Raw genomic sequence first — 16,188 nt, forward strand, 5'->3', positions numbered from 1 at the left:
GCCAAAGCTTGGGGGCAAAACGCCGCAATCGGCGTTTTGAGTTGACGAAATGACCATCAACCGACGTATGTAGCCGATGCTAAGCTCAAATCTAGACGTTTCCGAGATGTTTGTGGAGCGCCAGGCGCAGCGCAGTTCCCTGCACGCGCGCTACTTGAACGAGCAGCTTGTGCGCGTGCTCAAGACTATCGGCTATGACGTCGGCTTTCAAAAAGGGCAAGGCCAGTATCTCTTCGATCGCGAGGGGGCACGTTATCTCGACCTACTGAGCGGATTTGGCGTTTTTGCGATCGGCCGCAACCATCCGGCGCTGCGCCAGGCATTGAAGAGCGTGCTGGATGCCGACCTGCCCAACCTCGTGCAGCTCGATGTGTCCACGCTCGCCGGCATCCTGGCCGAGCGCCTGCTCGAGCATGTACCATATCTGGACAAGGTATTCTTTTCCAATTCGGGCGCCGAGACGGTTGAAGCCGCGATCAAGTTCGCGCGTGGCGCGACCGGCCGCCCCGGCATCGTGTCCTGCTCGCATTCGTTTCACGGATTGTCCTATGGCGCGCTGTCGCTGATGGACGATGCGAATTTTCGCGGCGGCTTCGAGCCGCTGCTGCCCGGCTGCACCCAGATTCCGTTCAACGATCTCGCCGCGCTCGAGCAGGCGCTGTCGTCGCGCCAGGTCGCGGCCTTCATCGTCGAGCCGATCCAGGGCAAGGGCGTCAACATGCCCTCGGACGAATTCCTGCCCGGTGCTGCAGCGCTGTGCCGGAAATACGGCACGCTGTTCATCGCCGACGAGATTCAGACCGGCATCGGCCGTACCGGCAAATTCCTCGCCATCGAGCACTGGAATGTCGAGCCCGACATGGTGCTGCTCGCGAAAGCGCTGTCCGGCGGACATGTCCCGGTCGGCGCGCTGCTGACGCGCAAAAGCATCTTCGACAAGATCTTCAACCAGATGGATCGCGCCGTCGTCCACGGCTCGACATTTTCTAAAAACGATCTCGCAATGGCCGCCGGCATCGCGACGCTCGAAGTCATCAAGGCCGAGAAGCTGGTCGAGCAGGCGGCCAAGCGCGGCGCCGAGCTCCGCCTCGCGCTGACGCGCATGGTCCCGGGCTACGAGCTGATGAAGGAAGTCCGCGGCAAGGGCTTGATGATCGGCATCGAGTTCGGCCCGCCGAAGTCGCTGCGCCTGCGCGCATCCTGGAACGTGCTGGAGACCGCCAACAAAGGCCTGTTCTGCCAGCTCATCACCGTGCCGCTGTTCAAGGACCACAAGATCCTGACCCAGGTCGCCGGCCACGGCAGCCACACCATCAAGCTGTTGCCGCCGCTCACGCTCACCGAGGACGACTGCACCTGGATCGAAAAGGCCTTCGACACCGTGATCGCCGGCAGCCACAAGGTCCCCGGCGCGATCTGGTCGCTCGGCAAGACGCTGGTCGACAACGCCGTGCGGAAGTCCGCGTAGTCGCGTGCGGATTAGCGAAGCGTAATCCGCCGCAGGTCCCACCAACCGACGCGTGTTGGCGGACTACGCCTTCGGCTGATCTACTCTGTCAACGACCTGGAGGAGATGAAATGCACATCACAGGCGGTTGTCATTGCGGAGCCATCCGCTACGAGGCTGAAGGTGAAGCCCTCACGCACGCGCTGTGCCATTGCACGGATTGCAGGCGTCACTCCGGCGCGCCGATGGTCGGCTGGACGATGTATCCCGTCGATGCCGTCAAGGTGACGCAAGGGCAGCCCAAGGTCTACGCATCATCCGAGCACGGCCGCCGGCACTTCTGCGCGAACTGCGGCACCGGTCTTTTCTACGTTAACGATCAGATGCTGCCCGGGATCATTGATGTTCAGAGCGGAACTTACGACGATCCCGATGTCGTGCCCGCAATGATCCATGTCCAGGTCGCGGAGCGGGTCCAATGGATGGAGCGCGCGCACGAACTGCCGGTGTTTGATCGATACCCGCCACAGCAATAATGGCCCACGACGATCTGTAGCCCGGATCCAGGCTACGAAGCTGGAGTCCGCATCGCGGCCTCGAACTTCTCGCCGAATTCGGCGAGTTCGTCGGCGCCGAGGTCGCTGACGGCCCAGAAGTTCAGGCCGTGGTCGCTCCATTGGCGGATGTTGAACCCCTGTCGCGTGCTCATCCTGGCGGCGTGGCGCTCGGTATCTGATGTCTGCGCGACGAACAGGTTGATGACATGCTGGCGCCTTCGATAGACAACGGCGCCGATGGCGCGGGCGTCGACATAGTCGAGCCGGCCGCCGATCAGGGTGAAGCCCTTCGCGGTGAGGTCGATCACGGGCGGCGCGACATCGAGCTTGCCGTTGAACCACGGCTTGACTGTGTGCTGGTCGGTGGAAAGCACGTCGGTGAGATGGCCGGCCTGCAGCGAGCGCAAATGCGCCGAGACCAGTTCCGACTGGATGCGCGCCTCGTCGTCGCTGCGCAGGATGACGGCGACGAGGCCGGTCGCGGCCATCGCGGAGACCGCCGATCCCAGTGCGAATCCGCGCAGCACCGCGCGGCGGTTCGGCGTGGCCCTCGGCTGCGGCAGCGCGGCCTCGATGCGCTGCCGCAGCTCAGGCGGCGCGGTGTAGCTTGCATCCTTGTCCGCGATCATGCGGCTCATCGCGCGATAGTCTTTCGCCAGCGCCGCGCAGCGCGGGCAGCCTGCGATGTGGTTCTCGACCTCGCGCGCGTGTCCCGCGTCGAGCTCGCCGTCGATCAGCGCCTGAAGCAGCACCTCGGCTTCCTCGCAGGTCATTCTGCTTGCTCCTGTTCCGCAAGCCACGCCGAGCGCAGCATCGCGCGGGCGCGCGCAAGGCGCGACATCACGGTGCCCACGGGCACGGCCGCGACATCGGCGATCTCGCGGTATGAAAGATTCTGGATCTCCCGGAGCACGAAGGTCTCGCGAAACGGTTCGGCGAGCGCCGCGATCAATCGGCGAATTGCAGCGGAATCCTTCTCACGCAGCATCTGCGCTTCCGGCGTCTCCGGCGCCTCATGCCAGAGCGGGGCTTCCGCGTTGTCGGCGACATCTTCGATCGCGCCGGTCTGAGTGCCCACGCGCCGCGCATATTCGGCACGGCAGACATTGCGCAGGATCGCGAACAGCCACGGCTTCATCGCCGGTCCGCGATAGCTGTCGAAATGCTTGAAGGCGCGCAGGAAACACTCCTGCACCGCATCCTCGGCATCACGGGCGTCGCGCAGGAGATAGCGCGCCAGTGTATAGGCATCGTCGAGATAAGGCAGTGCGGCCTCGCGAAAGCGCCGCGCCTTCTCGGGATCGTCCTCCGACGCTTTCATCGCCTCATGCCCGGTTTGTGCGGCGAATGTCTTGGCCCGGCCGGTCTCGACCTGTCGGCCGGGCATGGTTGCGCTGGCTGAGATTGGCAACTTACTCGACCCTGATCATGCCTGTCATGTGCGGGTGCAGCGAGCAAAAATATTTGTACTCGCCGGCCGCCGTGAAGGTGAATGAAAAGCTGTCGTCGGTGTCCATGGTTTTCGACCTGAATTTTCCGGCGCACACCACCGTGTGCGGAATGTCGTCGCGATTGGTCCAGGTCACGGTCGTGCCGACCTTCACGTCGAGCTGCGTGGGCTGGAAGACGAAATTGTCGATATGCACTTCCGTCGTCTCAGCGCGTGCAGCGGAGGCGGGCAGCAGCATGGCCGCGGCAACGGCGATGCCGAAGTCACGGCGATTGATCGTGCTCATGAACCTGTTCCTCTTCAGCCCTGCAGCGGCGTGTCGATGATGGCGAGGCGCTCTTGTCCCTGCTTGAAGTTGACGCTGGCGATGCCGAGCAGGCTGCGAAGCTTCGCATCCTCGACCTTCATCGGGCCGGGCGAGGGCGCAGTGCCAGGCGCCGGCTGCGGGAAGGCGGTCGAACGCGCGGTGTGGAAGGTGACGTTGCCTTCGACCTTCTGCATCACCTGGTGGATGTGTCCGTTCAGCACGGTCACCGAGCCGAAACCCTTCACATATTCCAGCGCGCGGCCGCCGTCCTCGGTGCCCCAGCCCCAGGTCGGGTAGACGGTCCACAGCGGAATGTGGGCGAACAGCACGATCGGGGTCGATTTCGAGCGGCCCTTCAGGTCCTTCTCAAGCCATTCGAGCTGTTCGGCACCGAGATTGCCGAGGCCTCCGGCCTTGAGGTCGACGACATTGACGAGGCCGATGAAGTGCACGCCGCCGGCGTCGAACGAATACCAGCCGGCGCCCCTGGTGCCGCGGCCGTAGCGCTCCTTGTAGAGCTTGACTTCCTCGTCGATCAGATCGTGCTCGCCCGGCACGTAATGCACGTCGAGCTTCGCCTGCGAGATGATGCGCTCGGCATTGTCGAACTCGGCAGCTTTCGACAGATGCGTGATGTCGCCGGTGTGGATCATGAAGGAGGGCTTCGCCGGCATGGCGTTGATCTTGCCGATGGCTTCTTCCAGCGTGCCAAGCGCGTTCGGATTGGCCGCCTTGTCGAAGCCGACATGGCTGTCGCTGATCTGCAGGAAGGTCATGCCAGAGGTCTCGGCGGCTCGCGCCGAGCCGACCATGCCGAGCGAGCGCGGCACGCCGCCCGCGACCGTCCAGAGCACGCCGGTGCCCGCCCAGGTCATGCATTCCAGCACTTTGCGTCGGCTGACGCCGCGCTCGTCATCCCTGTGGTCGTGACCGAACTCGCTCATCGCTGCTCTCCCTGAGCCCATGATTGGGCCTGCGGAGACGTGATCGGGCGAGGGGAGGGGTTATTCCCGGCGGCGAAAATCTACTGGCGTGAGGCGATGACGATTTCGTGAGGCGGGCTTCACTGCTCGGGTCGCGCGAATTCCCGCAGGGCTTGCAGCAGGATTGGCGGCGCTTCCTGCGCCACGCAGTGGCCGATCCCGTCGAAACGCCACTCGCTTACATCGGGGATGAGCGAAGTGGCCCGCGACGCCATCTCCTTATAGATCGGCGAAGATTTTTCGGCGATGGCCACGCGCACCGGGCAGTCGATTTCGGTGAGCCATCCGAAAGGATTGCCGCGCGCATCTCCGGCGTAGACCTGCTCCATCGCCTCGAAGATCGGGCGCAGGATCGCCGACTCGATTTCCGGCGTGCAGCGCAGCCGTACCCGGCCGTTCTCCTGGGGCGCAAAGCCATGCCTGATATAGGCCCACAGCGAAGTCTCAGACCAATCGGAAAATGCCGGCGCAGTCCGATAGCGCGTGAACACCGCGTCAAAACTGTCGAACTCGGCTTGGCGGCGCAAGACGCCCTGCACCGCGGAGGCTGCCCATTCGCTCAATCCCGTCACTCCGTCGCGCGGCATGCGCGGATCCATGACGGTCGGCTCCATCACGAACAGGCGTGCGAAGCGCCCCGGCAGCAGTTTTGCGGCGAGCAGCAGGTCGGTGGCGCCTGCGCTGTGGCCGATGCCGTAGATATCGCGCAGGCCGAGCTCTTCGATGACCATGCACACGTCCTGCGCATAGTCCTGAAAGTGATAGAAGTCCGCCGCGGGCTTGTGGCTGTCGCCGTGGCCGCGGCGATCGAGCGCATACACCGTGTAGTCTGATGCAAGATCGCGCGCGACGTCATCCCAGACATCGGCCACGAAACCTGTGCCGTGCAACAGAAGTGCGGGCGGCCGGTGCGAGGGCTCCTCGGCCCATTGCACCAGCGCAATGCGCGCATCCGCAGATCCGGTTGAAAAGCGCTGCTGACTGATCATGCATTCTACGCCGCAGGAATAAGCGTGATCCGGCCTGCCTCGCCGCGCTTGCGATGCGGCTTCAACCTGATTTCCACGTCTTGGTCGAAAGCAGTGAGCATCCGCATCAGTTTTTCCACGGATGCGAGCCTGAGGTGACCTCGCAGGAGTTTCGACAGGTCGGGTTGTTTCATTTCGACCAGCTTGGCGGCCTCGGTTTGAGTCAACTCCCGTTCGGCCATCAGCCGCTTGAGCTGAACGACCAGCGCGGCCTTCAACTGATGCTCCTCGGCATTGGGCAGGCCGAGATCAGCGAAAATGTTGCCGGACCCCTTGGTATGGGCGGGCACTTTTTTCTTGGCGCTCATCGCCGATATCCCCTGGTTGCCTCGTGGATGGCCGGTACTGTCTCAGTTTGAATTTTCGACGGCGTCGCGCGAACAGCCGGGACCGGGTTGGCGGAATCGATCAGTTCAATCGCGTCCGCCATCTTCATGACCCGATCAATCAGGCCCGCAGCCATTGCCGGGGTTGCGCCAAGCGTCTTGTGGACGCGGCAGAAGTTGTAGAACACGAAGTAGAGCGCCAGCGCGTGGCAGTGGTTTTCGAACTTCTTGCTGAACGCATTGGTCAGGCGGGTGAACCGGCGCATTGACATGAGCATGGTGAGGTTCTGGCGCTCGGCAAACGACGTATTGATAAGCTCCGGGTCCGGATTGCCCATAATCGCCTGCTTGACCGCGCCGATGCTCTTGGGCGGGCTGTAGCGGCCCGCACCGGCGTAGTCCGTGACGAAAATCTTGTTCAGCATCGCATAGTCGGCGTCAAAATCGACCTCTGCCACGGCCTTCAAATAGGCCTTGTGGCCGTCCGTGGTGAGTTGGACGCGGTTGGCAAGCCGAGCCTTCAAGTCGCCCATAAACGCAACGCCGGTTTGCTGGCTGCGGTCGCCAACGTGCCAGGAAACGATCAGCTTGGATTCGGCATCGATTGCCGTCCACGTCCATACGTCGCCAGCGGCCTCAGGGGCGGCCTTGGCGAACTTGACGTTCTTCTCCTTGGCGTAGCTGAACGACCAAATCTCGTCGCATTGGACGGCCTTGGCGGCCACATTGCGCACCGTCTTGTCGTGGAAGGTGGCACAAGCCAACCCGGCGTCAATCAGAAGCTTCGAAACGGTATTGATCGAGACCCCGGTGACCCGGCTGATCGACCGCATGCTGCTTCCCTCGCAGAGCATTGAAAGGATTTGGACGCGGGTTCCGACCGGGAGCCTGTTCATGGGCGCATTAGGCGAAAAAATCTGATATTGTCAAGCATAAAGTTCAGTTTAAGCCATTGCATTAAATGGCCTTGAACTATATAAGAATCAATGTCATACGGCGCGGATGGAGATTGTGTTCGCCGACCCAATACTTGCGCTGATTGAGACGGAAGATGCGGGACAAACGCGGCTCCCTGTCCCCGTCATCAAGTCCGCAAGGCGAAAGCTAACCGTCATTCGTGCCGCGCCGGATGATCGTGCACTGAGGAATTGGAAAAGCTTGCACTACGAAAAATTAAAGGGGGATCGTGATGGCTATCGGTCAGTCCGGGTCAATGAAAAATACCGGATCGTGTTCTCGCTCGACGAAACCACTAGGCCGCCCACCGTCACGATAGTCGCTATTGAGGATTATCACTGATGGCTCAGGTCAAAATCGCCTCCGTGGACCATCCGGGCACATTCATCGCAGAGGAGCTTGAGGCCCGCGGGTGGTCTCAGGTGGATCTAGCGTACATCCTTGGAATGTCGGTGCAGCAGCTTAACCCGCTTCTCACTGGCAAGGCCAATATCACCCCGGACTTGGCTGCCGCACTGGGTGACGCCTTCGACATGCCCGCCGAGTTTTTTGCAAACTTGCAGAAGCTCTACGAGCTTAACCGAGTCAAACCAGTTGACCCGGGTGTTCGCACTCGCGCGTCATGGGTGGCGTGGTTTCCAGTCCGCGAAATGATAAAGCGCGGATGGATCGAAGATACCGAGCCGGGTCTACTTGACCTTCAAATGCTTCGGTTCTTCGGCAAGAATCGCGTGGAGGACATTCCCTTTATTGGTTCAGGGGAAATCACCGCCCATGCCGCCAAGAAAAGCAGCGCATACGACGATACAACGCCGATCCAGTATGCGTGGCTGCACCGGGTAATGACGATCGCGAAGATGCAAGAAGCGCCGCTATATTCCGAGGAGACGCTTAGGAAAAATTTAGGACGGATAAGGGCGCATCTCCTCGATAAGGATGACTTGATCCGTATCCCTGAAATTCTTCGAACGTGCGGTGTTCGTTTTTCTCTGGTTGAGGCCCTGCCAAAATCAAAGATTGATGGCGTGTGCGTGTGGATCGATGGGCAGCCGGCTATTGGGATGACCACCCGTTTAGACCGGCTGGATAACTTCGCTTTTGTTCTTCGTCATGAGCTTGAACATGTCCTGCAAGGGGACGGCAGGGATGAATCGTTTGCGCCAGTTGATGAACTAGACGCCTCCGATGTTGCCGGGGCTTCCAACAAATCAGAGGAAGAAATAAGGGCGAACGATCAGGCTGCTGAGTTCTGTATACCAAAGGCGCAATTGAACTCGTTCTTGGCAAGAAAGGGACAATACATCTCAGAACAGGACGTCATTGGCTTTGCCGCACGGTTAGAAATCCATCCGGCAATTGTAGTGGGGCAAATTCAGCACAAGCGTCAAAACTATGCGTGGTTGCGTAAGTATCAAACGAGCATTCGAAACTACCTAATGGACTGGAAATATGTCGATGGTTGGGGGCGACTAGTCCCAACCGGACTATAGGGGGCCAGAATGGCTAACTTCGATGAGCAGTTGCTGCGGGCGTGGGACGAGTGGGAGGACATTACGGGCGAGGCGGCCAACGATCCAGATGACTTCATAGTCTGGGCAGTTGAGAACAAAAGGCTTACTCCGCGTCCGCAAGAGTATCGAAAGTTTCTGCGGCGGCAGGTTTCGCGAGTTCTGCGACAGGCCACACGGATGGATGAAGCTGGTTTCACTTACAGGGCCAAGCAGTCCGTCCTGTCCTTTGAGGAGGACGGGAAGCCCCACCGCATGTGGTTCGACACAGACAAGGGCGGAACGCCGAACCTGCGCCAGAAAGCAGTGCGTCAGCGTCGCGATGCTATCGCAAGCGATGTCTATCGCGCCGTCTGCGATATGGAACACATGAACAAGGTGTTCCCCGAGGACCCGCAACTATCTTTCTTCCTCGATTTTGCAGATGACGTTGCGGAACGACGGGCTGCCGATCTATTGAATCGTGACAGCGAAGATGATGAGGATGAGGCGGCTTAATGCCCCGCGGACCGAAGGGTGAGAAGCGCACCGGTGACGTTATCGGTGCCGCCATTATGGTCGGCCGCATCGCTACTGGGGAGATTGAAGAGCCGACCGGCAAGGCCCCTAACCGCGCCAAGGGTGGTCGGAAGGGCGCAAAGGTGCGCGCTCGGACACTTACCTCTCAGGAACGCTCTGACATAGCGAGAGCCGCTGCTTCGGCCCGTTGGAGAAAAAGCGGAACCTAGCAATAAACTTCGCTAGGGAGAGGTATTTGGAAAAGGACCTTGTGCGGCTCGTTGCCAGGATCACGGGCTGCGTGTTCCAGAGCCTTGCCACCTTCCGGGCAACGGCGTCATCGAAGCAGCCGATTGCAAATATTGCTTGGGGAATGATCGCACTAGCTCTCGGCTGTGTCGGTTTAGCTTGTGCGCTAGACCTTTGATCGAAGCTCAATTTCAAACTGAGACACTACCGGGTAGCCTCGGGTTACCGCCCGTCTTCCAAAATCATCGCAGCAGCCTTCTCCGCGATCATCGCGGTCGGCGTGTTGGTGTTGCCCGATGTGATCGTCGGCATCACCGAAGCGTCGGCCACGCGCAGGCCCGCGATGCCGTGGAAGTGCAGGCGTTCGTCGACCACGGCCATCGGGTCGCTCGCCGCGCCCATCTTCGCGGTGCCGACGGGGTGGAAGATCGTGGTGCCGATGTCGCCGGCGGCCTTTGCGAGCGACGCATCGTCGTCGCCGACGGAAGGGCCGGGCAGGAATTCCTCGGGCCGGTATTGCGCGAGCGCCTTCTGCTTCATCAGGCGGCGCGTGGTGCGGATTGCGTCGGCTGCGACCTGGCGGTCCTCGTCGGTCGACAGATAATTCGGCGCGATCGACGGTTTCTCGTCCGGCTGGGCGGAGCGGATGCGGACGGTGCCGCGCGAGGTCGGCTGCAGGTTGCAGGCGCTCACGGTGATCGCGGGAAAGCGGTGCAGAGGATCGCCGAATTTGTCGAGCGACAGCGGCTGCACGTGGAACTGGATGTTGGCGCGCTCGCGCGTGGAATCGGATCGGGTGAAGATGCCGAGCTGCGACGGCGCCATGGTCAAGGGGCCGCGGCGGCGCAGCGCATAGTCGAGGCCCATCAGGCCGCGGCGGAACAGCGAGTAATAGGTTTCGTTCAGCGTGCGCACGCCAGTGACCTTGTAGATCGCGCGCTGCTGCAGATGGTCCTGCAGGTTGCGCCCGACGCCCTGCTTGTCGAGCACGACGCCGATGCCGAGCGGTGCGAGCCAGTCGGCGGGCCCGATGCCGGAGCGCTGCAGCACCTGCACCGATCCGATCGCGCCGGCGGTCAGGATCACTTCGCCCTTGGTGCGGGCCTCGATGGTCTCGTTGCCGCGGATGAAGCGCACGCCGACGGCGCGGCCCTGTTCGACGATCAGGCGATCGACCAGCACGTTCTTTTCCAGCCGCAGGTTCGGCCGGTGCAGCGCCGGCTTCAGGAAGCCGCGCGCCGAAGACCATCGGCGGCCGCGCTTCTGGTTGACGTGGAAATAGCTCACGCCTTCGTTGTCGCCGGTGTTGAAATCGGGAATGCGTTTGATGCCCATCTCTTCGGCGGCATCGCCGACGGCGTCCAGAACTTTCCAGGACAGCCGCGGCGCCTCGATGCGCCAGCCGCCGCCGGTGCCATGATGTTCGCTCGGCCCGAGGAAATGATCCTCGAGCCGATGGAATACCGGCCGCACGTCGTCATAACCCCAGCCGGTGAGGCCGAGCTGGCGCCAGTGATCGTAATCTGCGGCCTGTCCGCGCATCGAGATCATGGCGTTGATCGCCGAGCAGCCGCCGATCACCTTGCCGCGGGGATAGGCCAGCGCGCGGCCGTTGAGGCCGGGCTCCGCCTCGGTCTTGAACATCCAGTCGGAGCGCGGATTGCCGATTGCGAAGAGATAGCCGACCGGGATGTGAAACCAGATCCAGTTGTCGTCGCCGCCGGCTTCCAGCACCAGCACGCGCTTGCTCGGATCGGCCGAGAGCCGGTTGGCCATGATGCAGCCGGCGGTGCCGGCGCCCACGACGATATAGTCGAAATCACCCTCGAGCTTCCCAGGCATTCTCTTGTTTTCCACCCGTCCGTAGTCGCGTTGCCTGAAAATGTTCCAGGCATCCAGCATTTTTCTGCTGTCCTAATAGTCAGACGTGGGCGGGCGGGACAAGTCCAGCCATGACGCCTGGGCATGGGCGACCGGGCTCGGCTGTTGGGTGGACCGCCGCTTGCATGCTAGACATCACACAAGCTTGAATCACAGACCTGAGAAGTGCCATGCCCATCGTCAACCGCGTCGCCGACCTGCAGCCCGCCATCCAGGCCTGGCGGCGGGATATCCATGAACATCCCGAGCTGATGTACGATACCCACCGCACTGCAGCATTCGTTGCCGAGCGCCTGCGCGAATTCGGCTGCGACGAGGTCGCGACGGGGCTCGGCCGCACCGGCGTGGTCGGCGTCATCAAGGGCAAGAAACCCGCCGGCAATGGCGAGATCAGGGTCATCGGGCTGCGAGCCGACATGGATGCGCTGCCGATCGAGGAGGAGACCGATCTGCCTTATGCCTCCAAGACGCCCGGCAAGATGCACGCCTGCGGCCATGACGGCCACACCGCGATGCTCCTGGGCGCCGCCCGCTACCTCGCCGAGACCCGCAACTTTGCCGGCAATGTGGTCGTGATCTTCCAGCCCGCCGAAGAGGGTGGCGCGGGTGCCGCCGCGATGATCAAGGACGGGCTGATGGAGCGGTTCGGCATCGAGCAGGTCTATGGCATGCACAACGGCCCCGGGATCCCCGTCGGCTCGTTCGCCATCCGGACCGGCCCGATCATGGCGGCAACGGACGCGATCGACATCAGGATCGAAGGCCTCGGCGGCCACGCCGCGCGGCCGCACAAATGCATCGACAGCGTGCTGGTCGGCTCGCAATTGATCACGGCGCTGCAGTCGATCGTCTCGCGCACCGTCGATCCCCTGGATTCGGCCGTCATCTCGATCTGCGAATTCCACGCCGGCAATGCGCGGAACGTGATCCCGCAGACCGCGGAGCTGCGCGGCACGGTGCGCACGCTGACGCCGGAGGTGAGGGCGCTGGTCGAGAAACGCATCCATGAGGTGGTCGCGGGCGTTGCGCAGATGACCGGTGCCAGGATCGACCTCACTTACGAACGCGGCTATCCCGTCACCGTCAACCACCGCTCGCAGACCGAGTTTGCGACCAGGGTCGCCAAGGAAATCGCCGGCGAGACCAACGTCCACGAAATGCCGCCGATGATGGGCGCGGAGGATTTCGCCTACATGCTGGAAGCGCGGCCCGGCGCCTTCATCTTCTGCGGCAATGGCGACAGCGCCGGCCTGCATCACCCCGCCTACAATTTCAACGACGAGGCGATCGTCTACGGCACGTCCTACTGGATCAAGCTGGCGGAGAACACGCTGTCGGCGTGACGGCTCCGTCATTGCGAGGAGCGAAGCGACGAAGCAATCCATGCCTCAGCAAGCGGAGAGATGGATTGCTTCGCTCCGCTCGCAATGACGGTGTGCGGCTCTCTGCTCAGAACATATTCGCGAACAGTACGTAGAGCGAGGCTGACAGCATGATCGCGGCGGGCAGTGTCAGCACCCAGGCCATCACCATGTTGCGGATGGTCGCGACCTGCAGGCCCGAGCCGTTGGCGGCCATGGCGCCGGCGACGCCGGATGACAGCACGTGCGTGGTGGATACCGGCAGGCCGAAGGTGTCGGCCGCGAAGATCGTGCCGGCGGCAACGAGCTCGGCGGAGGCGCCCTGCGCGTAGGTCAGGTGAGTCTTGCCGATCTTCTCGCCGACCGTGATCACGATGCGCTTCCAGCCGATCATGGTGCCCAGCCCGAGCGCGATCGCGACTGCGATCTTCACCCAGGTCGGAATGAACTTGGTCGCGCTGTCGAGCGAGGCCTTGTAGGCGTTCAGCGTCGCGATCTCTTCCTTGCTGAGGTCGCTCTCCTTGTCCTTCATCAGGAAGCGGATCGCTTCCGAAATCAGGTACATGTCGTTGCGGGTGTTGCCGACTGCTTCCGCAGGCACCCTGTTCAGCGAGCCGTACCTCATCACCTGATCGCCGACATCCTTGACCAGCACCGCGAGCGAGGGGAAGGTGCCCTCAGTGAGGTGGTGCAGCGAGATGTACTGCGTCACGGCCGGACGGGGATCGCCGATGATGCTGTGACCGGCGCCCTTCGCGGCGATCACCTTGGAGGCGGCTTCCGAGGTCTTCTGGAACTGGGCGACCATGGATTCCGGCAGCGTGCGGTTCAGCGCATAGGCGGTCGGCACGGTGCCGATCAGGATCAGCATGATCAGGCCCATGCCTTTCTGCCCGTCGTTGGAGCCGTGCGCGAAGCTGACGCCGGTGCAGGTCAGGATCAGGAGGCCGCGGATCCAGAGCGGGGGCGCTTTGTTGCCTTCGGGCGCGGCATAGAGCGCAGGGTTGCGCACGATCATCTTGAGCACGAGCAGCAGAATGGCGGCGCAGATGAAGCCGACCAGCGGCGACAGCAGGAGCGCGTAGCCGATCTCGGTGGCCTTGCTCCAGTCGACGCCGGAGGTACCGTCGCGGCCACGCATCAGCGCATTGGCGATGCCGACGCCGATGATCGAGCCGATCAGCGTGTGCGAGGACGAGGCCGGCAGGCCGAAATACCAGGTGCCGAGATTCCACAGGATCGCGGCGATCAACAGCGCGAACACCATGGCAAAGCCCGCGCTGGAGCCGACCTGCAGGATCAGTTCGACCGGCAACAGCGAGATGATGCCGAATGCGACCGCGCCGGACGAGAGCAGCACGCCGAGGAAGTTGAAGATGCCCGACCACATCACCGCGACTTCGGCGGGCAGCGAATGCGTGTAGATCACGGTCGCGACCGCGTTGGCGGTGTCGTGGAAGCCGTTGACGAATTCAAAGCCGAGCGCAATCAGCAGTGCAACGAACAGCAGGATGTAGGGCAAGAAGGTGGTGACGCGGGTGCCGGTGGCATCGACGTCGACATAGATGCTGTAGGCGACGAACAATAGCCCAGCCGCGAGGATGCCGAAGAAGATGATCATCGTCAGCGGATTGAAGCCTTTATCGAGATTTGGTCTTGAAGCCGGCTGGATCGGTCTTCCGCCGCCCACTGATGAATTGAGTGCAAAATCGGTCATTCTGACGCCCCGTCAAAATACAGAAGGAGGCCCTAGTTTTGACCGATTGCCTTGAAGGTTAGATGACAGCCGTAGTTTGCGTGAGCCGCGGCGGTGCGTGAGTGCTGCATCGATTGCGGCCTGCGACGCGCGTTCGCGACGCGATCAGTTAAATGGCAAGCCACGCGCACGGCGGAAGCGTGATGCGAAGGAAGCGGTCGCGCGCTGCCTGACGCCGGGGCTGTGGCGCCGCGGCAGCGCGTCGACCGCATGGGAACGTCATTGGCGTGAACAAGACGCCCCAAACTCCCCCTGTAATTGGAGAGTATCGTCCATCAATGTAAGGTTGTAAATGGATATCAGTTTTATCAACGGCTTGTTATTGCGGACTATGCATGGTGCCATGCTTACGCTGCGGCCTGCGCGCGCTTCCTCAATAGTTCCGCCGCGATCTTCAGATCCTCGACAAAACGTTGATATTCCCGCTCTTTCGCATCGTCATCGGGCAGCCGCAGCAGATAGGAGGGATGCACCGTCACCAGCGCCTTGATGTCGTCGTCGAGATCGATCAGGCGGCCGCGGTTCTTGTTGATCGGCGTGAGCTTGTTGAACACGCATTGTGCAGCGGTCGCGCCCATCGCCACCACCAGATCCGGCTTGATCGATGCGAGTTCCCGCTCATACCATTGGCGGCAGGCCTTGATCTCCGGCGTAGTCGGCTTCTGGTGCAGGCGGATCTTGCCGCGCGGTACGAATTTGAAATGCTTCACCGCATTGGTGACGTAGACCTTCTTGCGGTCGATGCCGGCCTCGATCAGCGCGCGGTCGAGCATCAGGCCGGCGGGACCGACGAACGGTTTCCCGGCGAGATCTTCCTTGTCGCCCGGCTGCTCGCCGACCAGCACCACCTGCGCGCTTTGCGGGCCTTCGCCGAACACGGTCTGCGTCGCATGCTTGTAGAGATGGCAGGCGCGGCACTCCGCGGCTTCCTCGCGCAACCTGCTCAGCGTGTCGGCGGCGTGGCGGATCATGGCGGGTTCCGGTGGCGTAGCGCTTTCGCTTGCGGGCTTAATCGTCAAAGCCTCGGGTGGGTTCCTCGCTTTCTTTGCCGCGAGCCGCGCCGGGTTGAAGATCGCAGCGCAATGACGCTGCCAGATCTCCTCCAGCCGATTGCCTGCGGGCATCTCGGCCTCGCTGATGCCTGGCGTGATCGACACCGCATGCCCGTCCCAATGCGCGCAGACATCTGATGTGAGGATCGACCAGGGCATGTCGGCAAAGCGGCTCGCGAAGAACGGCGCGGCCAGTTCCACGACATGATGCTGTGGCTCGAACCAGGCGACGAAATGCGATGTGTGCTCGCGCCCGATTTCGCGGAAGCGGATCGACGTCCGCATCCGCTGCGCCTCGTGATGCACGGCCTTCGCCATCGCATGGATGCGCGCGACCTCGGGATCGTCGGCGATATCGAGCAGGTCATGGTCGCGGCGCAGGCGCCACAACAGGCGATAGAGCAGGGCAAAGCGCTCCGCGTCGCGATACAGGATCGCGGTTTTTGCCAGCTCGACAAATTTGGCCGGCACGTTGAACGTGCCGTGCGGCACTTCCAGTGGCGCTTCGGCCGTCGATATTTCCGACAGATCGGGCCCGTGGCCGCGCACGGCCCATGTCACGTCGGCCGGCGTCACGTCGTTCAATACCAGCGCCCGCGCCGCCGTGCGCCAGCCGTCGAAATCGGTCTCGCTGCCCAGGATGATGTGGTGCATGGTACCTGCTCCGCTCTCATCAACCCCCTTGATTTCACTGAAGAATTTATCCCGTTACCAATCCGATTGACTCCGCCCGCGCAGTTGGCTTTATATTAGAACATATCATGAACGAATGGGCTAGCTTCTGGTTTCTCTCCTAAGCCAGCAACGGCCCCGATATCTTCCTTAAGG

Annotated in this window: 16 protein-coding genes; 6 read left to right on the forward strand and 10 right to left on the reverse strand. The window is 62.0% G+C overall.

Annotated features, from left to right (window positions below):
- The first annotated feature begins 76 nt into the window (after nt 1–76).
- The gene (hpnO, locus tag ACVJGD_RS44790) at nt 77–1,468 is read left to right on the forward strand and encodes an aminobacteriohopanetriol synthase HpnO (RefSeq protein WP_456640060.1); all 1,392 of its coding nucleotides are present in this window, start codon (nt 77–79) and stop codon (nt 1,466–1,468) included.
- 110 nt (nt 1,469–1,578) lie between these two features.
- Nucleotides 1,579–1,983: a GFA family protein gene (locus ACVJGD_RS44795; RefSeq protein ID WP_456640061.1), complete on the forward strand. Its 405-nt coding sequence runs from the start codon at nt 1,579–1,581 to the stop codon at nt 1,981–1,983.
- 32 nt (nt 1,984–2,015) lie between these two features.
- Here ACVJGD_RS44795 and ACVJGD_RS44800 read toward each other — a convergent pair whose 3' ends face one another.
- The 7 genes from ACVJGD_RS44800 to ACVJGD_RS44830 form a co-directional block, all read right to left on the reverse strand.
- The gene (locus ACVJGD_RS44800; protein WP_456640062.1) at nt 2,016–2,777 is read right to left on the reverse strand and encodes an anti-sigma factor family protein; all 762 of its coding nucleotides are present in this window, start codon (nt 2,775–2,777) and stop codon (nt 2,016–2,018) included.
- Complete coding sequence (locus ACVJGD_RS44805) at nt 2,774–3,325, reverse strand: sigma-70 family RNA polymerase sigma factor (RefSeq protein WP_456640585.1); 552 nt, start codon at nt 3,323–3,325, stop codon at nt 2,774–2,776. Before ACVJGD_RS44805 ends, ACVJGD_RS44800 begins: the two co-directional genes overlap by 4 nt.
- Nucleotides 3,326–3,416: 91 nt before the next feature.
- On the reverse strand, nt 3,417–3,740 hold the full coding sequence (locus tag ACVJGD_RS44810; RefSeq protein WP_456640063.1) for a cupredoxin domain-containing protein: 324 nt from the start codon (nt 3,738–3,740) through the stop codon (nt 3,417–3,419).
- A 14-nt stretch (nt 3,741–3,754) separates the two neighbouring features.
- The gene (locus tag ACVJGD_RS44815) at nt 3,755–4,705 is read right to left on the reverse strand and encodes a metallophosphoesterase family protein (protein WP_456640064.1); all 951 of its coding nucleotides are present in this window, start codon (nt 4,703–4,705) and stop codon (nt 3,755–3,757) included.
- Nucleotides 4,706–4,824: 119 nt separating this feature from the next.
- Nucleotides 4,825–5,733: an alpha/beta fold hydrolase gene (locus ACVJGD_RS44820; RefSeq protein ID WP_456640065.1), complete on the reverse strand. Its 909-nt coding sequence runs from the start codon at nt 5,731–5,733 to the stop codon at nt 4,825–4,827.
- 5 nt (nt 5,734–5,738) lie between these two features.
- The gene (locus ACVJGD_RS44825; protein ID WP_456640066.1) at nt 5,739–6,080 is read right to left on the reverse strand and encodes a helix-turn-helix domain-containing protein; all 342 of its coding nucleotides are present in this window, start codon (nt 6,078–6,080) and stop codon (nt 5,739–5,741) included.
- Nucleotides 6,077–6,994, reverse strand: a complete 918-nt coding sequence (locus ACVJGD_RS44830) for an IS1 family transposase (protein WP_456640067.1) — start codon at nt 6,992–6,994, stop codon at nt 6,077–6,079. The genes ACVJGD_RS44825 and ACVJGD_RS44830 overlap by 4 nt, the downstream gene beginning before the upstream one ends.
- 115 nt (nt 6,995–7,109) lie before the next feature.
- On the opposite strand from ACVJGD_RS44830, the gene ACVJGD_RS44835 reads away from it, so the two are divergent.
- From ACVJGD_RS44835 to ACVJGD_RS44845, 3 genes are read left to right on the forward strand one after another with little or no spacing between them, the layout of a single operon-like run.
- Nucleotides 7,110–7,397, forward strand: coding sequence for a type II toxin-antitoxin system RelE/ParE family toxin (locus tag ACVJGD_RS44835; protein ID WP_456640068.1), 288 nt, complete (start codon nt 7,110–7,112; stop codon nt 7,395–7,397).
- Nucleotides 7,397–8,545 (forward strand): ImmA/IrrE family metallo-endopeptidase, encoded by a 1,149-nt coding sequence (locus tag ACVJGD_RS44840; protein WP_456640069.1) that lies wholly within the window; start codon nt 7,397–7,399, stop codon nt 8,543–8,545. The genes ACVJGD_RS44835 and ACVJGD_RS44840 overlap by 1 nt, the downstream gene beginning before the upstream one ends.
- A gap of 9 nt (nt 8,546–8,554) precedes the next feature.
- Nucleotides 8,555–9,061, forward strand: coding sequence for a hypothetical protein (locus tag ACVJGD_RS44845; protein WP_456640070.1), 507 nt, complete (start codon nt 8,555–8,557; stop codon nt 9,059–9,061).
- 471 nt (nt 9,062–9,532) lie between these two features.
- Here ACVJGD_RS44845 and ACVJGD_RS44850 read toward each other — a convergent pair whose 3' ends face one another.
- Nucleotides 9,533–11,152: a GMC family oxidoreductase gene (locus ACVJGD_RS44850; RefSeq protein ID WP_456640071.1), complete on the reverse strand. Its 1,620-nt coding sequence runs from the start codon at nt 11,150–11,152 to the stop codon at nt 9,533–9,535.
- Between the two features lie 209 nt (nt 11,153–11,361).
- Between ACVJGD_RS44850 and ACVJGD_RS44855 the strand changes: the two genes are divergently transcribed.
- Entirely contained in the window at nt 11,362–12,534 is a 1,173-nt protein-coding gene (locus ACVJGD_RS44855; RefSeq protein WP_456640072.1) for a M20 aminoacylase family protein, read from the forward strand.
- A 106-nt stretch (nt 12,535–12,640) separates the two neighbouring features.
- Here ACVJGD_RS44855 and ACVJGD_RS44860 read toward each other — a convergent pair whose 3' ends face one another.
- Together ACVJGD_RS44860 and ACVJGD_RS44865 are read right to left on the reverse strand one after the other, a co-directional pair.
- Nucleotides 12,641–14,269: an inorganic phosphate transporter gene (locus ACVJGD_RS44860; RefSeq protein WP_456640073.1), complete on the reverse strand. Its 1,629-nt coding sequence runs from the start codon at nt 14,267–14,269 to the stop codon at nt 12,641–12,643.
- A gap of 386 nt (nt 14,270–14,655) precedes the next feature.
- Nucleotides 14,656–16,014, reverse strand: coding sequence for a UdgX family uracil-DNA binding protein (locus ACVJGD_RS44865; RefSeq protein ID WP_456640074.1), 1,359 nt, complete (start codon nt 16,012–16,014; stop codon nt 14,656–14,658).
- Nucleotides 16,015–16,188: the final 174 nt, after the last annotated feature.

It is taken from the genome of Bradyrhizobium sp. USDA 10063 (assembly GCF_054063735.1).